The organism is Sphingosinicella sp. CPCC 101087 (genome assembly GCF_004151485.1).
Classification (GTDB): Bacteria; Pseudomonadota; Alphaproteobacteria; order Sphingomonadales; family Sphingomonadaceae; genus Allosphingosinicella.
Genome location: NZ_SBFF01000006.1, coordinates 284,459 through 300,709, shown reverse-complemented (window position 1 = coordinate 300,709; position 16,251 = coordinate 284,459). Strand labels below are relative to the sequence as shown.

13 protein-coding genes are annotated in these 16,251 nt (G+C 66.0%); 7 read left to right on the top strand and 6 right to left on the bottom strand.

Features of this window, described 5'->3' with window-relative positions:
• Positions 1–388 precede the first annotated feature (388 nt).
• From EKM57_RS11770 to EKM57_RS11760, 3 genes are all read right to left on the bottom strand, one after another.
• Positions 389–1,072, bottom strand: coding sequence for a response regulator transcription factor (locus tag EKM57_RS11770; RefSeq protein WP_206185403.1), 684 nt, complete (start codon positions 1,070–1,072; stop codon positions 389–391).
• 132 nt (positions 1,073–1,204) lie between these two features.
• Positions 1,205–1,666: a Holliday junction resolvase RuvX gene (gene ruvX / locus EKM57_RS11765; RefSeq protein ID WP_129792683.1), complete on the bottom strand. Its 462-nt coding sequence runs from the start codon at positions 1,664–1,666 to the stop codon at positions 1,205–1,207.
• Positions 1,667–1,752: 86 nt separating this feature from the next.
• Complete coding sequence (locus tag EKM57_RS11760) at positions 1,753–2,901, bottom strand: DUF3089 domain-containing protein (protein WP_129792682.1); 1,149 nt, start codon at positions 2,899–2,901, stop codon at positions 1,753–1,755.
• A gap of 148 nt (positions 2,902–3,049) precedes the next feature.
• Here EKM57_RS11760 and gatC point away from each other — a divergent pair, with 148 nt between their 5' ends.
• The 3 genes from gatC to gatB all read left to right on the top strand — a co-directional run bounded on the left by gatC (position 3,050) and on the right by gatB (position 6,519).
• Positions 3,050–3,337 carry an Asp-tRNA(Asn)/Glu-tRNA(Gln) amidotransferase subunit GatC gene (gene gatC, locus EKM57_RS11755; protein ID WP_129792681.1) on the top strand — a complete coding sequence of 96 codons (288 nt, stop codon included), beginning with the start codon at positions 3,050–3,052 and terminating at the stop codon, positions 3,335–3,337.
• Complete coding sequence (gene gatA, locus EKM57_RS11750; RefSeq protein ID WP_129792680.1) at positions 3,334–4,836, top strand: Asp-tRNA(Asn)/Glu-tRNA(Gln) amidotransferase subunit GatA; 1,503 nt, start codon at positions 3,334–3,336, stop codon at positions 4,834–4,836. The genes gatC and gatA overlap by 4 nt, the downstream gene beginning before the upstream one ends.
• A gap of 201 nt (positions 4,837–5,037) precedes the next feature.
• Positions 5,038–6,519, top strand: coding sequence for an Asp-tRNA(Asn)/Glu-tRNA(Gln) amidotransferase subunit GatB (gatB, locus tag EKM57_RS11745; protein WP_129792679.1), 1,482 nt, complete (start codon positions 5,038–5,040; stop codon positions 6,517–6,519).
• A gap of 130 nt (positions 6,520–6,649) precedes the next feature.
• Here gatB and EKM57_RS11740 read toward each other — a convergent pair whose 3' ends face one another.
• Positions 6,650–7,813, bottom strand: a complete 1,164-nt coding sequence (locus EKM57_RS11740) for a winged helix-turn-helix domain-containing protein (RefSeq protein ID WP_129792678.1) — start codon at positions 7,811–7,813, stop codon at positions 6,650–6,652.
• A 230-nt stretch (positions 7,814–8,043) separates the two neighbouring features.
• Here EKM57_RS11740 and EKM57_RS11735 point away from each other — a divergent pair, with 230 nt between their 5' ends.
• A complete protein-coding gene (locus EKM57_RS11735; protein WP_129792677.1) occupies positions 8,044–8,802 on the top strand; it encodes a DUF4336 domain-containing protein in 759 nt (252 codons plus the stop codon).
• A gap of 59 nt (positions 8,803–8,861) precedes the next feature.
• Here the strand turns inward: EKM57_RS11735 and EKM57_RS11730 are convergent, their stop codons facing one another.
• The gene (locus tag EKM57_RS11730) at positions 8,862–9,302 is read right to left on the bottom strand and encodes a hypothetical protein (protein ID WP_206185402.1); all 441 of its coding nucleotides are present in this window, start codon (positions 9,300–9,302) and stop codon (positions 8,862–8,864) included.
• Positions 9,303–9,461: 159 nt separating this feature from the next.
• Here EKM57_RS11730 and EKM57_RS11725 point away from each other — a divergent pair, with 159 nt between their 5' ends.
• Positions 9,462–9,863: a VOC family protein gene (locus EKM57_RS11725; RefSeq protein WP_129792676.1), complete on the top strand. Its 402-nt coding sequence runs from the start codon at positions 9,462–9,464 to the stop codon at positions 9,861–9,863.
• A 197-nt stretch (positions 9,864–10,060) separates the two neighbouring features.
• A complete protein-coding gene (locus EKM57_RS11720; RefSeq protein WP_129792675.1) occupies positions 10,061–14,476 on the top strand; it encodes an Ig-like domain-containing protein in 4,416 nt (1,471 codons plus the stop codon).
• A 143-nt stretch (positions 14,477–14,619) separates the two neighbouring features.
• Here the strand turns inward: EKM57_RS11720 and EKM57_RS11715 are convergent, their stop codons facing one another.
• Positions 14,620–15,696, bottom strand: coding sequence for a PA0069 family radical SAM protein (locus tag EKM57_RS11715; RefSeq protein WP_129792674.1), 1,077 nt, complete (start codon positions 15,694–15,696; stop codon positions 14,620–14,622).
• Positions 15,697–15,833: 137 nt separating this feature from the next.
• On the opposite strand from EKM57_RS11715, the gene EKM57_RS11710 reads away from it, so the two are divergent.
• Positions 15,834–16,196 carry a VOC family protein gene (locus EKM57_RS11710; RefSeq protein ID WP_206185401.1) on the top strand — a complete coding sequence of 121 codons (363 nt, stop codon included), beginning with the start codon at positions 15,834–15,836 and terminating at the stop codon, positions 16,194–16,196.
• The last annotated feature ends 55 nt before the right edge of the window (positions 16,197–16,251 follow it).

The following is a 16,251-nucleotide window of genomic DNA, read 5'->3' as shown; positions in this document are numbered from 1 at the left end:
GGCGCACGACTCCTCGCAAGGAATCAGTCCTCGCGTTCGATTTCATCGGTTACGCCATTCCCCCGCATAGCCTTCCGTAGTAACGGGAAGGCTGTGGGTGCCGTCCGAAGCGAGGCAATCACCCGACTCGCTTGATTAACAGCATGTTGACTATCCCGGCTTTCGCGGTGTCGAGTCGAGTCAAGAAGATAGACTATGAAGTCCGCGACTTTTGTATAAGCCTGTGGAAATCCCTGTAGGTCGAAATGTATAGACCCTGGGCTAGTCCGCTCGGCCGAACGGAAGCGGACGGGAATGCTTGGGGAACCGGAGACTCAGCTCGCCGATGCCCCAGGGCGCAGCACGCCGGCGGATCGGTATCGCGAACTCAGGAGAAAAGCCGAAGAGACTAGAAGTCGGTGGTGCGCCGCCGCGGGTCGAACAGGCCGGGGAGGGGCGGCTCGCCGCTGCCTTTCGACAACTCAAGCCGGTGGAGCGCAGCGACGGCGCTGGTCCGGTTGTGCACGCCCAGTATCCGGAAAGCCGAGTTGATGTGGGCTTTCACCGTGCCTTCGGAGATGGTCAGGATGCGTGCGATTTCCTTGTTCGACTTTCCGTCCGATAGCAGGACGAGCACCTCGCGCTGTCGTTGGGTCAGCTCGAAGGCCGGGATCACGCCGCCGGCTACGGGCGCCGCGCGCTCTCCGGCCAGTTCGGTCATGAGCGACGGGACGTAGATCTGGCCGCCAAATATCGACTGGAAGGCAGCGACCATCTCCTCCCGACCGAGAGACTTGGGAACGTAGCCGTGAACTCCGGCCGACAGGCATTCGAGTACCGACTCCCGCGTGGGATCGCCCGCCATGACGACGAGGCGCGTTCGAGGATAGTGGACCCTGATGTAGCGGATCCCGGTCGTCCCGTTCATCCCTGGCAATTCGAGCGCGGTGGCGATCAGATCCACCCGATCGTCGCGCGTCAGGGCTGCAACGATGCCATCGAAGCTTGCGGCTTCGATCGCCGCGGACGTGCGGACATGCTCGTGGAGAAGGCTGGAAAGCCCCGCCCGATTGAGCGGTAGATGATCGGCCACAAGGGCAACCGCTCCCCGTCCGTCCACAAAGGGTTCCTCTTGGTTTGTGTCGAGAACCGCAGACGTAATACCGTAATAATACTGCAAAAAGGGAGGCCCGTCTATGATCTGGAGCAAGTCTCCCATCGAACGTCAGCCCATGGCGAGGGCGTCTATGGCGCCTTGGAGGATGTAGGCGGCAGCCATCTTGTCGACGAGTTCGGCGCGGCGCGCGCGGCTGGTGTCGGCGTCGATCAGGGTACGGGTGACCGCCTGGGTCGACCAGCGCTCGTCCCAGAGCAGGATCGGCAGATCGAGGGGCGCCAGGTTGCGCGCGAACGCGCGGATCGACTGCGTGCGCGGCGATTCGCTGCCGTCCAGATTGAGCGGCAGGCCGATCACGATTCCGCGCGCCTGCTGCGCTGCGGCCAGCGTCTTCAGCGCCTCGAGATCCTTCATGAACTTGCCGCGTCGCACGAGCGTGGCGGCCGTCGCGATCGTCCATTGCGCGTCGCACAAGGCGGTTCCGATCGTGCGAGTGCCGACATCGAGCCCGAGCAGTCGCCCTCCCAGGGGAAGGGCCTCGCGAAATCGGGCGACGTCGGCTGTGATCATGGGCCCTCCGTCACGCACGAAGCGGCGCAAGTCCAGTCTCTGCGCCGAGGCGGCCCGGAATAGTTCCTACGGCGAAGCCGTTCCCTTCATCCTTCCTCCCCTTCACCGAGGAAGGCCGCCACGCGGCGCTCGGCGTCGGAGCGGATATTGGCCCAGAAGAGCGCATAGTCGTAAACATGATAATTGTTGCCGGGAAGGACATAGGGCCCCATCTCCGGAATTCGGTCATTGTCTCCGATCAGCAGGAAGCCGCGAAGGTCGCAGCGTGCCGGCACCGAATGCGCCCGAAAGGTCGCCTCGGTGAACGCCGCATTGGGGATGAGGGTGCCCGCATTGGCCTGGGCTTCAGCGGCGCCGCCGCGCGTGCCGGTGAGAGGATTCACGCACACCATGGCCGATCCCGCGCGAGGCACGCCGCCGGGGCCGCTCGATGCGTCGTACAGGTCGGTGACCAGCTTCGGATCGGCCGGTTCGGCGAAGCTTTGCCACGAAATCAGGCAATGCGCCTGATCCGGCCGCTCGCAGGCGGGCAGGGGAAGGGTGGGAAGGTCGGCGGTTTCCGACACGGGCCAGCCTATGACATACGCCGCGGCCACTCGCGCGGCTTCGGGCGCACCCTGCACGCGCTCCTGGAGCAGGCGCAGCAGATGGAGGCTGCCCTGGCTGTGCCCCGCGAGGATGATCGGACGGTCCGCCGGCGCCTGGCGAAGGAAGACCTCGTAAGCGGCAAGGACGTCGCGATAGGCGAAATCCAGGGCCCGCCGAGCATCGGCTTCGCTGGTGAGGAAGGCCCCGAACGCCGCCTGGCGATATTTGGGCGCCCAGATCGCGCCGACCGAATTGAAGGCACTCGCCTGGCTGCGGACGAACAGGCGCGCCCGTTCCTGCGATTCCTCGTCATCCAGGCCGGCATTCCAGGCAGAGGATTCGAGGAAGCTGGTCGGATGGATGAAGAAGATCGAAGCTCTGGCCTGACGCGCCGGTGCGAAGCCCTGCGGCGTCCACAGCGCGGGGCTGGCGGGGAGGTCGGGATGGGCGATCCACAGACCCGCATCGGCATAATCGGCGCCTTCGGGCAAAGGCACTTCCTGGAACTCGCCCTTGGGAACCATGGTCCAGCGCATCAGGTCCTGCTCGAACAGGCGATAGGCGATGGCGCCCGCCACGAACAGGACGGTGAGGCCGGCGACAATCCACAGGAAGCGGACGGCGGGATGGGATCTTTTCCTGGCCATTGCCGCCCCCAAAGCCCAAGCCGCCGCGCCATGCAAGCGGGCGCGCGGGCTTGGCGGTTCCACCACGCCCCGGGAGAGGTCGCCGAAGCGCGTTTCGACCCGTCGGCTCGCCTTGCCGCACTGCAGCGGCAATGCTAGCGCCGCGCCTATGTCCGTCGACAGCCACACCGTCCGCCACATCGCCAAGCTCGCGCGCATCGCCGTCAGCGACGCCGAAGTCGCGGCGCTCGCGCCCGAGCTTTCCAACATTCTCGGCTGGGTCGAGCAGCTTCAGGAGGTCGATGTCGAGGGGGTGGAGCCGATGACCGCGGTCATTCCCAACAAGCTTCGCCTGCGCGACGACGTCGTCACCGATGGCGGCATCCGCGACGCGGTGCTGAAGAACGCCCCAATGGCCGAGCACGGCTTCTTCGCGGTGCCGAAGGTGATCGAATGACAAGCGGAGCGACTCGTCCGACCGACCTCACCGATCTCGGCATCGCAGCGATCCGCGACGGCGTGCGCGACGGCGCCTTTTCGGCGCGCGAGGTGACGCTCGCCTATGTCGCGGCGGTCGAGAAAGCGCGGGGACTCAACGCTTTCATCGTCGAAACTCCGGAACATGCCCTGGCCGCGGCCGATGCGGCCGACGCGGCACGCGCGAGCGGCGAGCTCAAGCCGCTCTCCGGCGTGCCGCTCGGCATCAAGGACCTGTTCGCCACCGAGGGCGTGCAGACGACGGCCGGCAGCCGCATCCTGGAAGGCTTCGCTCCGGCCTATGAATCGACGGTGAGCGCGAACCTTTTCGCCGCCGGCGCCGGCATGCTCGGCAAGCTCAACATGGACGAGTTCGCGATGGGCTCGTCCAACGAGACCAGCGGCTTCGGCCCGGTTATCTCGCCCTGGCGGCGCAGCGACGGCGGCAATGCCGCCTTGGCGCCGGGCGGGAGTTCCGGAGGATCGGCGGCCGCCGTCGCGGCACGAATCGCGCCCGGCGTCACCGGCACCGATACGGGGGGATCGATCCGCCAGCCCGCCGCATTCACCGGGATTGTCGGGATCAAGCCGACCTACGGCCGCTGCTCGCGCTGGGGCATCGTCGCCTTTGCTTCGAGCCTCGACCAGGCGGGACCGATGGCGCGCGACGTGCGCGACTGCGCGATCATGCTCGAGGCAATGAGCGGCTTCGATCCGAAGGATTCGACCTCGCTCGACCTGCCGGTTCCGGCATGGGAGAAGGGATTGAACCCGGATCTCCAGGGCAAGCGCGTCGGCATTCCCAAGGAATATCGCATCGACGGCGTTCCGGAGTCGGTGGGCCGCGTCTGGGATCAGGGCATCGAATGGCTGAAGGATGCCGGCGCCGAGATCGTGCCGGTGTCGCTGCCGCATACGAAATATGCGCTGCCGACCTATTACATCATCGCCCCGGCCGAAGCGTCGTCCAACCTCGCGCGCTATGACGGCGTGCGCTACGGCCGGCGCGAGCAGCCGGAGCAGGGCGGGCTCACCGACATGTACGAGGCGACCCGCGCGGCCGGGTTCGGCGCCGAGGTGAAGCGCCGCATCATGATCGGTACCTATGTGCTGAGCGCCGGCTTCTACGATGCCTATTTCAACCGCGCGCAGAAGGTGAGGGCGCTGATCGCCCGCGACTTCGAGCACGCCTATAAGGAGGTCGACCTCCTGCTCACGCCGACCGCACCGAGCGCCGCCTTCGGCCTTGGCGAGAAGATGGACGACCCGATCGCCATGTATCTGAACGACGTCTTCGCCGTCCCGGCAAGCCTGGCCGGTCTCCCGGCCATGTCAGTGCCCGCCGGGCTGGACGGGCAGGGACTGCCGCTCGGGCTCCAGATCATCGGCCGTGCGCTGGACGAGCAGAACGTGCTCAACGCCGGGCTGGCCATCGAGCAACGGGCGGGCTTCACCCACCGACCGGAGGCGTGGTGGTGAGTTATCTCTCGCGGCTTCGCCAGCTCCACAAAAGGGACCGCGCCACTGATTGGTTCGATTCTGTCCCAGGCGTAGGGCTATTTCTCTTCATGCTCGCTGGGATGGCCGCCCTGTTCAAGAGGAGCCGCGATTGAGCGCGATTTTCCCGGGCCCGTTCGGGACGATCGATGGGGGTTGAGATTGCGCAAATAGGAATTGCCCATGTCTGACTATCGCATCCGTGGCGCCACCGGGGATTGGGAGGTCGTGATCGGCCTCGAGGTCCACGCCCAGATCGTCTCCAACGCCAAGCTTTTCTCGGGCGCCTCGACCGAATTCGGAGCCGAGCCGAACAGCCAGGTCAGCCTGGTCGACGCGGCGATGCCCGGAATGCTGCCCGTGCCGAACATGGAATGCGTCCGCCAGGCGGTGCGTACCGGCATGGCGCTCAATGCAAAGATCAACCCCTGGTCGCGCTTCGACCGAAAGAATTATTTCTACCCGGATCTGCCGCAGGGCTATCAGATCAGCCAGCTCTACCATCCGATCGTTGGCGAGGGCGAGATCGACATAGAGGTCGGCACCGACGGCCAGGCGGTTGCGAAGACCGTCGGCATCGAGCGCATCCATATCGAGCAGGATGCCGGCAAGATGCTGCACGACCAGCATCCCAGCTTCTCCTATGTCGACCTCAACCGTTCCGGCGTCGCGCTGATGGAGATCGTCTCGCGCCCGGACATGCGCAGCCCCGAGGAGGCTGGAGCCTATGTCCGCAAGCTGCGGGCAATCCTGCGCTATGTCGGCAGCTGCGACGGCAATATGGAACAGGGCAGCATGCGCGCCGACGTCAACGTCAGCGTACGCCGGCCCGGTGAGCCCTTGGGAACGCGCTGCGAGATCAAGAACGTGAATTCGGTCCGGTTCGTCCAGGCGGCGATCGAATATGAGGCCAACCGCCAGGTGGACATCCTCGAAAACGGCGGCACGATCGTCCAGGAGACGCGCCTGTTCGATCCGGACAAGATCGAGACGCGGTCCCTGCGCTCCAAGGAGGAAGCGCATGACTATCGCTACTTCCCCGATCCGGACCTGCTTCCGCTCGAGCTCGACGAGGGCTTCCTTCGCGAATGCCGCGAGAGCCTTCCCGAGCTGCCCGACGCCAAGCGCCAGCGCTACGAGCAGGCGCTCGGCCTGTCCCCCTATAGCGCGAGCGTATTGACGGCCGAGGTCGAGACCGCTCGCTGGTTCGAGCGGCTGCTCGCGGCGACCGGAAAGCCCGAAGCGCAGGTCGCGAAGCAGGCATCGAACTGGGTGATCTCCGACCTGTTCGGCGCGCTGAACCGGCTCGGCAAGGGCATCACCGAGAGCCCGGTCACGCCCGAGCAGGGCGCCCAATTACTCGCTTTGGTCGTGGACGGCACGCTTTCCGGAACGCTCGCCAAGCAGGTGTTCGAGATCATGCTCGAGACCGGCGAGGATCCCGAGGCGATCGTCGAGGCGCGCGGGCTCAAGCAGACGTCGGACACCGGCGCGATCGAGGCCGTCATCGCCGAGGTGCTCGCCGCGAACCAGGACAAGGTGGCCGAGTACAAGTCCGGCAAGGACAAGCTCTTCGGCTTCTTCGTCGGCCAGACGATGAAGGCCATGCAGGGCAAGGCGAACCCGCAGGTGGTCAACGAGCTGCTGAAGAAGGCGCTGGATTAAGCTCGAACCTACTGCCAGCGCGTCGTCACCGACCGCGATCCACGAGCGGTGGCTGAACTTCTTTGACCCTACTCGCAGACCGGGCGTTCATCGGCGTGGCTTCCAAATGGTTCGACCTGCGCTAGGGCCTCTAGCTCCGTCGCTCCACCGCCTCCAGATCCAGCCACGACGCCATGAGTTCGAGCTCGGCGTCGAGTCTTTCCCCGGCGTCGGCGGGCGCATCGGGTTCGAAGCCGACTTGCTGCACCAGCAGGCGTGAGCGCTGCCGGTCGGCCTTGAGGTCGACCCTGGCGACGAGGTGCTCGTCCATGAGAAAGGGCAGCACATAATAGCCGTGCACCCGCTTCTCGGCGGGCGTGTAGATCTCGATCCGATATCGGAAGCCGAACAGCCGCTCGGTGCGGCCGCGTTCCCAGATCAGGGGATCGAACGGGGCGAGCAGGGCCTGGCCGCGGATTCGACGGGGACGGCGCGAGTCGCGGTGGAGCCAGGCGGGCTGCTTCCAGCCGTCGACCTTCGCCGCAATCAGCAGGCCTTCTTCGGCCAACTGTGCGATGGCGGTGCGCGCGGCGTCCGGAGCGAGACGGAAATAGTCGCGAAGGTCGCTAACTGTCGCCACGCCATGCGCCATTGCGGCGCGCTCGACCAGCTTTCGGTGCGCTTCCGCTTCGTCCGGGGTGGGCAGGGCCATTATGTCTGCCGGGATGACTCTCTCGGTAAGGTCGTAGACCCGCTCGAAGCTGCCGCGTCGGGCCCTGGTCGTGATGTGGCCGGCCCAGAACAGCCATTCCAGCGCGCGCTTGGTGTCGCCCCATTCCCACCAGCCGCTTCGGCTCCGCCCCTCCTCGAAGTCCGACGCGGCGAGCGGCCCTTCCGCTTGGATCCGGGCCAGCACTGCCTCCGCCTCGCTCCGGTGATCGGTCGCGAATCGGCGAAGATGCGCCCAGCCGATCTCACCCCGGTCCGCGCGGGCCATCCGCCAGCGCAGCAGCGGGTGCAGGTTCAGTGGAAGCAAGGAGGCTTCGTGCGCCCAATACTCGAACATCCGCCGCTGTGGACGCGGGCCCCAGGCGGAGCGGTCGAGCAGGGCGCGATCATAAGCGCCGAGGCGAGAGAATGTGGGCAGATAATGCGCACGCGCCAGCACGTTCACGCTGTCGATCTGGTGCAGCGACAGACGATCGAGGTTGCGCAGCAGGCGCTGACGGGTGACCTGGGCTGGACGCCCTTCGCCGAAGCCTTGGGCCGCGAGCGCTATACGTCGTGCCTGTGGGATGGAGAGGGTCTCCGTCATCCTGGAACGCCCATGCATATTCTCATCCCTGCCGTCCTGCCACGATCGCCGCGCGCTCTATGCCTTCCTGCTTCATCCGAGGGGAAGCCGCGAGCGGCGACCGTTGGTAACGGCGCACTTCGCTGGCATGAAGACACGATGCCGATCTCGCGCCCCTCCTTCCGCCCTTTCCCGCTGACGCTGGCGGACCGGGTCGAGCGGGCGATCGGCGGAAGGGACGGGTTGCGGGAATGAACCAGACCGTCGAGCGGACCTATGATCCCGTCAATCGGCTGAAGCCCGTCTGCACCGACATCTGGATCGTCGACGGGCCGGTCATTCGCTTCGGCCTACCCTGGCCGAAGCTGCCTTTCACCACCCGCATGACCCTCGTGCGGATCGGCGGCGACCTGTTCGTCCATTCGCCGACGCCGGTCCCGCCCGAGCTGCGCGCGGAAGTGGAAGCGGTCGGACGACCGCGCTGGATCGTCGGACCGAACCGAATCCACCATTGGTGGATCCCCGATTGGGAGCATGCCTTCCCCGACGCCGAGGTCTGGTTGGCGCCCGGGATAACGGAAGCGGCTGCGAGGAGAATCGATTTCCCGTTCCGGCGGCTCGAGGCGGAGACCGCCTATCCCTGGGAAAGCGCGATCGCGACGCTGCCGATCAGGAGCCGCTACATGACCGAGTTCGTCTTCTTCCACCGGCCGTCCGCGACCTTGATCCTCACCGATCTCATCGAGAATTTCGAGCCGGCGAAGCTCGGCAGCGTCATGATGCGGTGGCTGACGCGGCTCGGCGGAGTCCAGGACCCGCACGGCAGCATGCCGCGCGACATGCGCCTGACCTTCGCCCGGCATCGGCCGGAGCTCAAACGAGCCATCGAAACGATGATCGGCTGGGATCCCCACCGGATCATCCTGGCCCATGGGCGCTGGTACGACCGCGACGGCACGGCCGAGCTTCGCCGGGCTTTCCGCTGGCTGCTCGGCCGTGACCGATCCTGAAGGCGCGAGTCGCTCCGGCGCGAGCGGGGACGGTGCGCGTCAGACGCGCCTCGCCCGGCTCACCTCTTCGCGGTGGCGAAGGCCGTCGCGACGAAGGCCGCGAAGATCAGCAGGGTGTTGGCGGCGTGGCCATATTCCCAGGCGGTCCTCAGCGACTCCCAGTTCGCCGGCTGAAACGTCCAATTCTCGGTCGCCACGTTGGCCGGATAGACTCGGATGAAGAACAGGACGAGGCTGAACAGGATCATCAGCGCCGCCGCGAGCGACCAGCGAGCCTCGGCAGGGTCGGTTCTGCGCCGGACCGCCCAGAGCGCACCATTGGCCAGGAGTGCCAAAACGATCGGGAGCGCGAACAGCGCCCAGCCGGCATAGATCGACTGGACGACGAAATAGTCGCTGCCGCCCAGCCGCATCTTGCCCGGCAGCTCGAACAAATGGGCGCCGCCCGGGACGAGCGCCAAGGCGGTCAGGACGAGCGCGGATATGCGCAGAATTCGCATTTGAATCTCCCGTTCGATGCGGCGCTCGCGTGCCGCGCCGGACAATGAGACACGGCGTGCCGGGAGCGTGACGGCGCCGCGAGCGGCGGATTAGACCTCTGGTGCGCAACGCGCTTCGGTGCGGTAGGATGCCGCCGAAGGTTCAGGCAGGAGCGTCCGATGCCCGTTCAGCTCAACCACACGATCGTCTGGTGCCGCGACAGCAAGGCCTCGTCGGCCTTTCTCGCCGACATGCTCGGCCTGCCTCCGCCACGGCCTTTTCTCCACTTCATGGTGGTCGAGCTCGAGAACCAGGTGTCGCTCGACTTCATGTCAAAGACGGGCACGGTCTCGCGTCAGCATTATGCCTTCCTGGTCGCGGAGAGCGCGTTCGACGCCGTGATGGGTCGGATAAGGGAGCGTGGCATCGCGCATTGGGCGGATCCCGCACGCAGCCGGCCGGGGGAGATCAACCGTCATTTCGGCGGTCGCGGCGTCTATTTCGAGGATCCCGACGGGCATCTGATGGAGGCGATCACCCGGCCCTATGGAAGCGAAGAGGCGCTGCGTTCCGGGAGCTGAGCATGACGGGGGCCGTGATGAGTCGGGGGTAGAACCAGGCCCGCGGACCGAAACTCGCACTGCCATCGATACTCACTTCCAGTTGTAACAACCGGTTCCTAGCCAAGTAGAGCCGATCGCGAATCGGTTTTTCTAAGGCATCGGGCGGTCTGTCGCATGAGCGGCGGGCACGCCTGTCAGCTGGGGGACTAAGCCGCATGACCGCCACCTATCACTCGCTTGCTTCCGGAAATTTCCAGCAGGATTGGTCCGACACCGGCCTGATCGGCGGCAATGACGACTGGAACGGCGTGCCCGGCATTCTCGGCTATCTCGGCGACTATACGGCCAGTTCGCCCACCAATGTCGACCCGCGCACCTTGACGGCAGCTGCCACGCTCGGCGCCGTGGACGTGATTGCCAACCAGTCCAACCCCAACAGCCTCACCAATGGCGGCGTCGCCGAATTCCAGATCAGCGACCCGACGATCGCCCTCAACGGCTCCGGCACCGCCGACGCGCCGAGCATCGTCCTCCATCTCGATGCCACCGGCCGGAGCGACATCCGGCTCCAGGCCAATATCCGCGATCTCGACGGATCCCCCGACAATTCGGTGCAGCAGTTCAACGTCCAGTTCCGGACCGATCCGGACGGCGAATGGATCAACGTTCCCGGCGGCTATTTCGCCGACGTGACCGCCGCCGGCGCAACCATGGTCACCATGCTCGACCTGGTCCTGCCGCAAGCCGCCAACAATGCAGCGACGCTCCAGGTTCGGCTGATGACCACCAATGCGAGCGGCAACGACGAATGGGTCGGAATCGACGATCTCGTCGTCAGCAGCGGCGCCCTCGATCCGGGCGCGCCGGGTATCCTGTCGATCGCCGACGCGAGCGTCTCGGAAGGAGACGCCGGAACGTCTGCGCTCACCTTCACCGTGACACGCGACGGCGGGAGCGCCGGCGAGGTGTCCGCCGCCTGGACGATCGACTTCAGCGGCAATGCGGATACGGGCGACCTCGCCGCCGGCGCGCCGCTGACCGGGACCGTCTCCTTCGCCGACGGCCAGACCTCGGCGACGATCACGGTCATGCTTGCCGGCGACACGCAGGTCGAGCCGAACGAGACCTTCGCCGTCACGCTGTCGTCGCCGACCGGAGGCGCGACCCTTGGCGACTCCGCGGCCGTGGGCACGATCCTCAACGACGACAGCGCGCCCGCCGGGGGCGGCGCCTTCATCAACGAGGTTCACTACGACAATACGGGCACGGACGCCGGCGAGGCGGTCGAGATCGCCGGGCCGGCAGGGACGAGCCTCGCCGGCTGGACGCTCGTCCTCTACAACGGCAATGGCGGTGCCGCTTACGGAACCATCGCTTTGTCCGGCATCTTCGCCGATCAGGATGACGGCTTCGGCACGCTGTCCTTCGACGTGCCGGGTCTCCAGAACGGGTCACCCGATGGTCTGGCTCTGGTGGACGCGGGCGGAAACGTCGTCCAGTTCCTGTCCTACGAAGGCAGCTTCACCGCCACGAACGGCCCGGCGGCGGGTCTCGCCAGCACCGACATCGGGGTCGCCGAGGAGCCCGTACCGGGGCTCGGCCAATCGCTCCAGCTCGTCGGATTCGGCGCGAACTATGAGGATTTCAGCTGGGTCGCGGCGCGCGACGACAGCTTCGGCGCGGTCAATGAGGGCCAGGATTTCATCGCGGCCGGCGGAACCGGCCTCGTCTCGATCGGCGACGTCAGCGTCGCGGAAGGCGATTCGGGCGTCCAGCAGATGGTCTTCACCGTCCGGCGTGCCGGCGGTCTCGACCAGCCGGCGAGCGTCGATTGGGTGATGAGCCTGACCGGTGGCGCCGACACTTCCGACCTCGCGTCCGGGCAGCCGCTTTCCGGCCATGTCGACTTCGCGGCAGGGGTGTCCAGCGTCCAGATCGTCGTCGAGGTGGCGGGCGACACGATCGGCGAGCCCAACGAGAGGTTCGAAATCCTGCTCGCCAATCCTGCCGGCAACATCGACATCGTCGACGGAGCGGCGACCGGAACGATCCTCAACGACGACCCGGTATCGCTGGCCATCTGGGAAATACAGGGGGAGGGGCACCGCTCCAACTATGAGGGCCAGCCGGTGACCACCGGCGGCATCGTCACCGCCGTCTCTTCGAACGGCTTCTATCTCCAGGATGCCGTCGGCGACGGCAACGACCGGACCTCGGACGCCATGTTCGTCTTCACCGGCGCGGCGCCGGGCCTCGTCGCCGGAGATGCGGTGCAGGTCAGCGGCACCGTTGCCGAATTCCTGCCGGGTGGCGACACGACCAACCTGACCGTCACCCAGCTCACCGCACGGAATATTGTCGTTCAGTCGACCGGCAATGCGCTTCCCGCCGCCGCCCTGATCGGCGCCGGCGGTCGGTTGCCGCCGACCCAGGTGATCGACGATGACGGCTTCGCCACCTACGATCCGGACAGCGACGGGATCGACTTCTACGAGTCGCTCGAAGGGATGCTCACGACGATCGACGCGCCCCTCGTCGTGTCGCAGACCAATTCGTTCGGCGAGACCTATGTCGTCGCCTCCGGCGGCGAAGGCGCTACCGGGGTGAACGGCCGTGGCGGTATCACGGTCTCGGACGGCGACTATAATCCCGAGAAGATCCAGATTGACGCGACGTCGGCCCTGTTCGACGGCTACGATCCCGCGCACAGCCAGGGCGACCGGCTTTCCGACGTCACCGGCGTCATGTCCTACGGCTTCAACAGCTACGAGCTTCTGGTCACCCAGGCGGTCGGCGTAACCGAAGACGTCACTCTCGGACGGGAGACGACGGCGCTGGAAGGCGATGCGGACCATCTCACGGTCGCCAGCTACAATGTCGAGAATCTCGATCCGGGCGACAGCGCGGCGAAGTTCAACCTGCTAGCCGGCGACATCGTCTACAATCTGCTCGCCCCGGACGTCATCGGGCTTCAGGAGATGCAGGACGGAAACGGAATGGGCGGCAGCGACCCGCTCTCGGCCATCGTCACCGCGCAGCTCCTGATCGATGCGATCGCGGCGATCGGCGGTCCCGACTATGTTTATGTCGAGGTGGCGCCGTCCAGCCCAAACTCGACCGGCGGCGAGCCCGGCGGCAACATCCGCAACGGCTATCTCTACAATGCCGACCGCGTTGAATATGTCGATGGGAGTGCGCAGCTGATCGAGGCTCCGGCCTTTAACGGTACGCGCAGGCCGCTCGTCGCGGACTTCACGTTCAACGGCGAGACGGTGAGCTTGATCAACGTCCATTTCACCTCGCGCATCGGCAGCGATCCGCTCTGGGGTTCGGCGCAGCCGCCGGCCGACGCGGGCGATGCGGCGCGGACCGCGCAGGCCCAGGCGATCCGGGCCCATGTCGACGAAGCGCTGGCGAGCGATCCGTCGCTGAAGCTCGGCGTGCTCGGCGACTTCAACGCTTTCTGGTTCGAGGATTCAATCGGCGCGCTCGAGGCCGGCGGAGTGATGACCGACCTGCACCGCCTATTGCCGGAAGCGGAGCGCTATTCCTATCTGTTCGACGGCAATCTCCAGGCGCTCGATCACATGCTCGTCACCGGCGGGCTGGCCGCGGGCGCCGAGTTCGACTCCGTCCACATCAATGCGGAGCAGGCCGACGGCGTGCCGCGCGGCACCGATCACGATCCGCTTGTCGGACGCTTCTTCATTCCTGGGGCCAATGAGGCGCCGGTCGCGGCCAACGATGCGATCGCCGTCGACGAGGATGCGACGAGCGACAATCTCTGGGAGCAGCTGCTCTCCAACGACTTCGATCCGGACGCGGGGGACCAGCTGGAGATCGCAGCGGTCGATTCGGCGGACACGCTCGGCACCCTTATCTTCGACGCCGAGACGCAGAGCCTTCGCTACGTTGCCGACGCCGACGCCTTCGACGCGCTGGCGCCCGGCGAGACCCGGATCGACAGCTTCAGCTACACCATCACCGATCCGGACGGCCTCACCAGCACCGCGACGGTCCAGGTGACGGTGACCGGGATCAACGACGGCCTGGCCCTATCCGGCGGCAATGGCGACGACGTGCTGGAGGGCACGGCCGGCGAGGATCGGTTGTCGGGTGGAAATGGCGAAGATTGGCTGCTCGGGCTCGACGGCCATGATTGGCTGGACGGCGGCAATCATGACGACGTGCTGATCGGCGGCGCCGGCAACGACGTGCTGAACGGCGGCAATCATGACGATATCCTTCACGCCGGCGCGGGCGCGGACGTGCTGAACGGCGGCAACCATGCGGATCGGCTGAACGGCGGCGCCGGCGACGACGTGCTGACCGGCGGCAACCACAATGACGTCTTCATCTTCAGCGAGACGGGGGGCAACGATCTGATCACCGATTTCCGCCGTGGCCAGGACAAGATCGATCTCAGCAGTCTCGACGCCGTCGAGGGTGGTGAGCGCGATGCCTTCGCCTGGGTCGGCGCAAGCGCGTTCAGCGGTACGGCCGGGGAGCTTCGCTCCTACAGCCAGAATGGCGCCAACTGGCTGGCCGGCGACGTGGACGGGGACGCGATCGCCGATTTCACCATCCAGACCCATGTCCCGATCGCGCAGACGGATGTGATCTTCGGCTGAGGGAAGGCGCGCATGGCGAGGTCGACGATGTCGACCTCGCCATCGCATCCTCGAACCGAATCGATTGGAGAGCCCTTCTCCACCGGGGCGAGCCGGAATCGGGTGATACTCGCTGCGCTTCCGCGGTCTGATGCCGAACGTCTCTAAAGCAGCCGCAGCTGCGGTCCCTGGGGTGGTTCGAACAGATCGGTGCGCAGCCGGGTCCTTTCGTGGTCGAAGCCGTGCTTGCGCACCGCCCGGTCGAAGCGGGCGCGCAGAAGTTCCGCCCAGGGGCCGAAGCCCTGCATCCGGGTGAACCAGTTGGGATCGTTATCCTTGCCGCCCCGCATCTCGCGGATGATGGCCATCACCTTGGCCGCTCGGTCCGGATAATGCTCGTCCAGCCATCCCCGGAACAGGGGCGCGACCTCGTACGGAAGGCGCACCGGCAAATAGAAGACGCCCTGGGCTCCGGCCTCGGCCGCGGCCTCGACGATCGCCTCGAGTTCATGGTCGGTGATTCCGGGCACGACCGGCGCGATCGCGACGCTGACCGGAACGCCCGCCTCGGCGAGCTTCTTCACCGCCGCCAGCCGTTTGCGCGCGGCCGGTGCGCGCGGCTCGAGCGTCCGCGAGACTTCGGGAGTCAGCGAGGTCACCGACAGCGCCACCGCCGCCAGGCGCTTGCGTCCCATTGCCTGGATCAGGTCGAGATCCATCAGCACACGGTCCGACTTCGTGGTGATCGTGACCGGATGCCGAGTCTCCGCCAGCACTTCGAGCACGCTCCGGGTGATCCGCCATCTCGCCTCGATGGGCTGATAGGGATCGGTGTTGGTGCCTATCGCGATCGGACGAACCTGGTAGCCGCGTTTACCGAGCTCCGCCCGCAGCAGCCGAGCGGCGTCCGGCTTGGCGAACAGCCGGGTTTCGAAATCGAGCCCGGGTGAGAGATCGTGATAGGCGTGGGTCGGGCGGGCGAAGCAGTAGATGCATCCATGCTCGCAGCCGCGATAAGCGTTGATCGAACGGTCGAAGCCGATGTCGGGCGATCGGTTGTAGGCGATGATCGTCTTGGCATGCTCGACAGTGACGGTGGTGCGCAGCGGCGGCCGTGCGCCGTCCTGCGCCTCGCGCTCGTCCAGCCAGTCGCCGTCCGCCTCCCTGAGAGGGAGATTGAAGCGGTCCGGCGTCCTGTTCTCGGGCGCGCCGCGGCCGGGGCGGGCATCTGGTCGGGACATGCCGAGAACATAGAGCGAGAACATAAAGAGAACAAGAGTGATCCTGCCTGGCATTGCCGGGTTCGTTCGCGCGCCGTAATATCCGGAGACGAAGCCGTGCTGGAACGAATGCCATGCCGATCCCCCGAGGTACCGAATTGGCGCGCCCGTTCGTTCCTTCCAAGGATTTCGCGGCCAGCAAGAGATTCTACGAAGAAATCGGATTCACAAAGCTTCTCGATGGCGAGGTCGCGATCTTCGCGATCGGATCAAGCAGCTTTGTCCTGCAAGACTTTTTCGAAAAGGCCTGGGCCGAAAACTTCATGATGCAGCTCATGGTCGATGACCTGGATGCATGGTGGGCTCATCTGGAAGCGCTCGATCTGCCGGCGAAGTTCAACGTGCCGGCTCCGCGGCCGCCAGCCGTCCAGCCTTGGGGACTGCGCATCGCGTATGTGGTCGACCCGTCAGGCGTCCTTTGGCACGTCGCCGAGCGTCGCCCCGGAGATCCGTCGGACTAGACGTCCACTTTCATCCATGGTGTCGACGAAGTCCGCGCCCCGGAAATGAACGCTC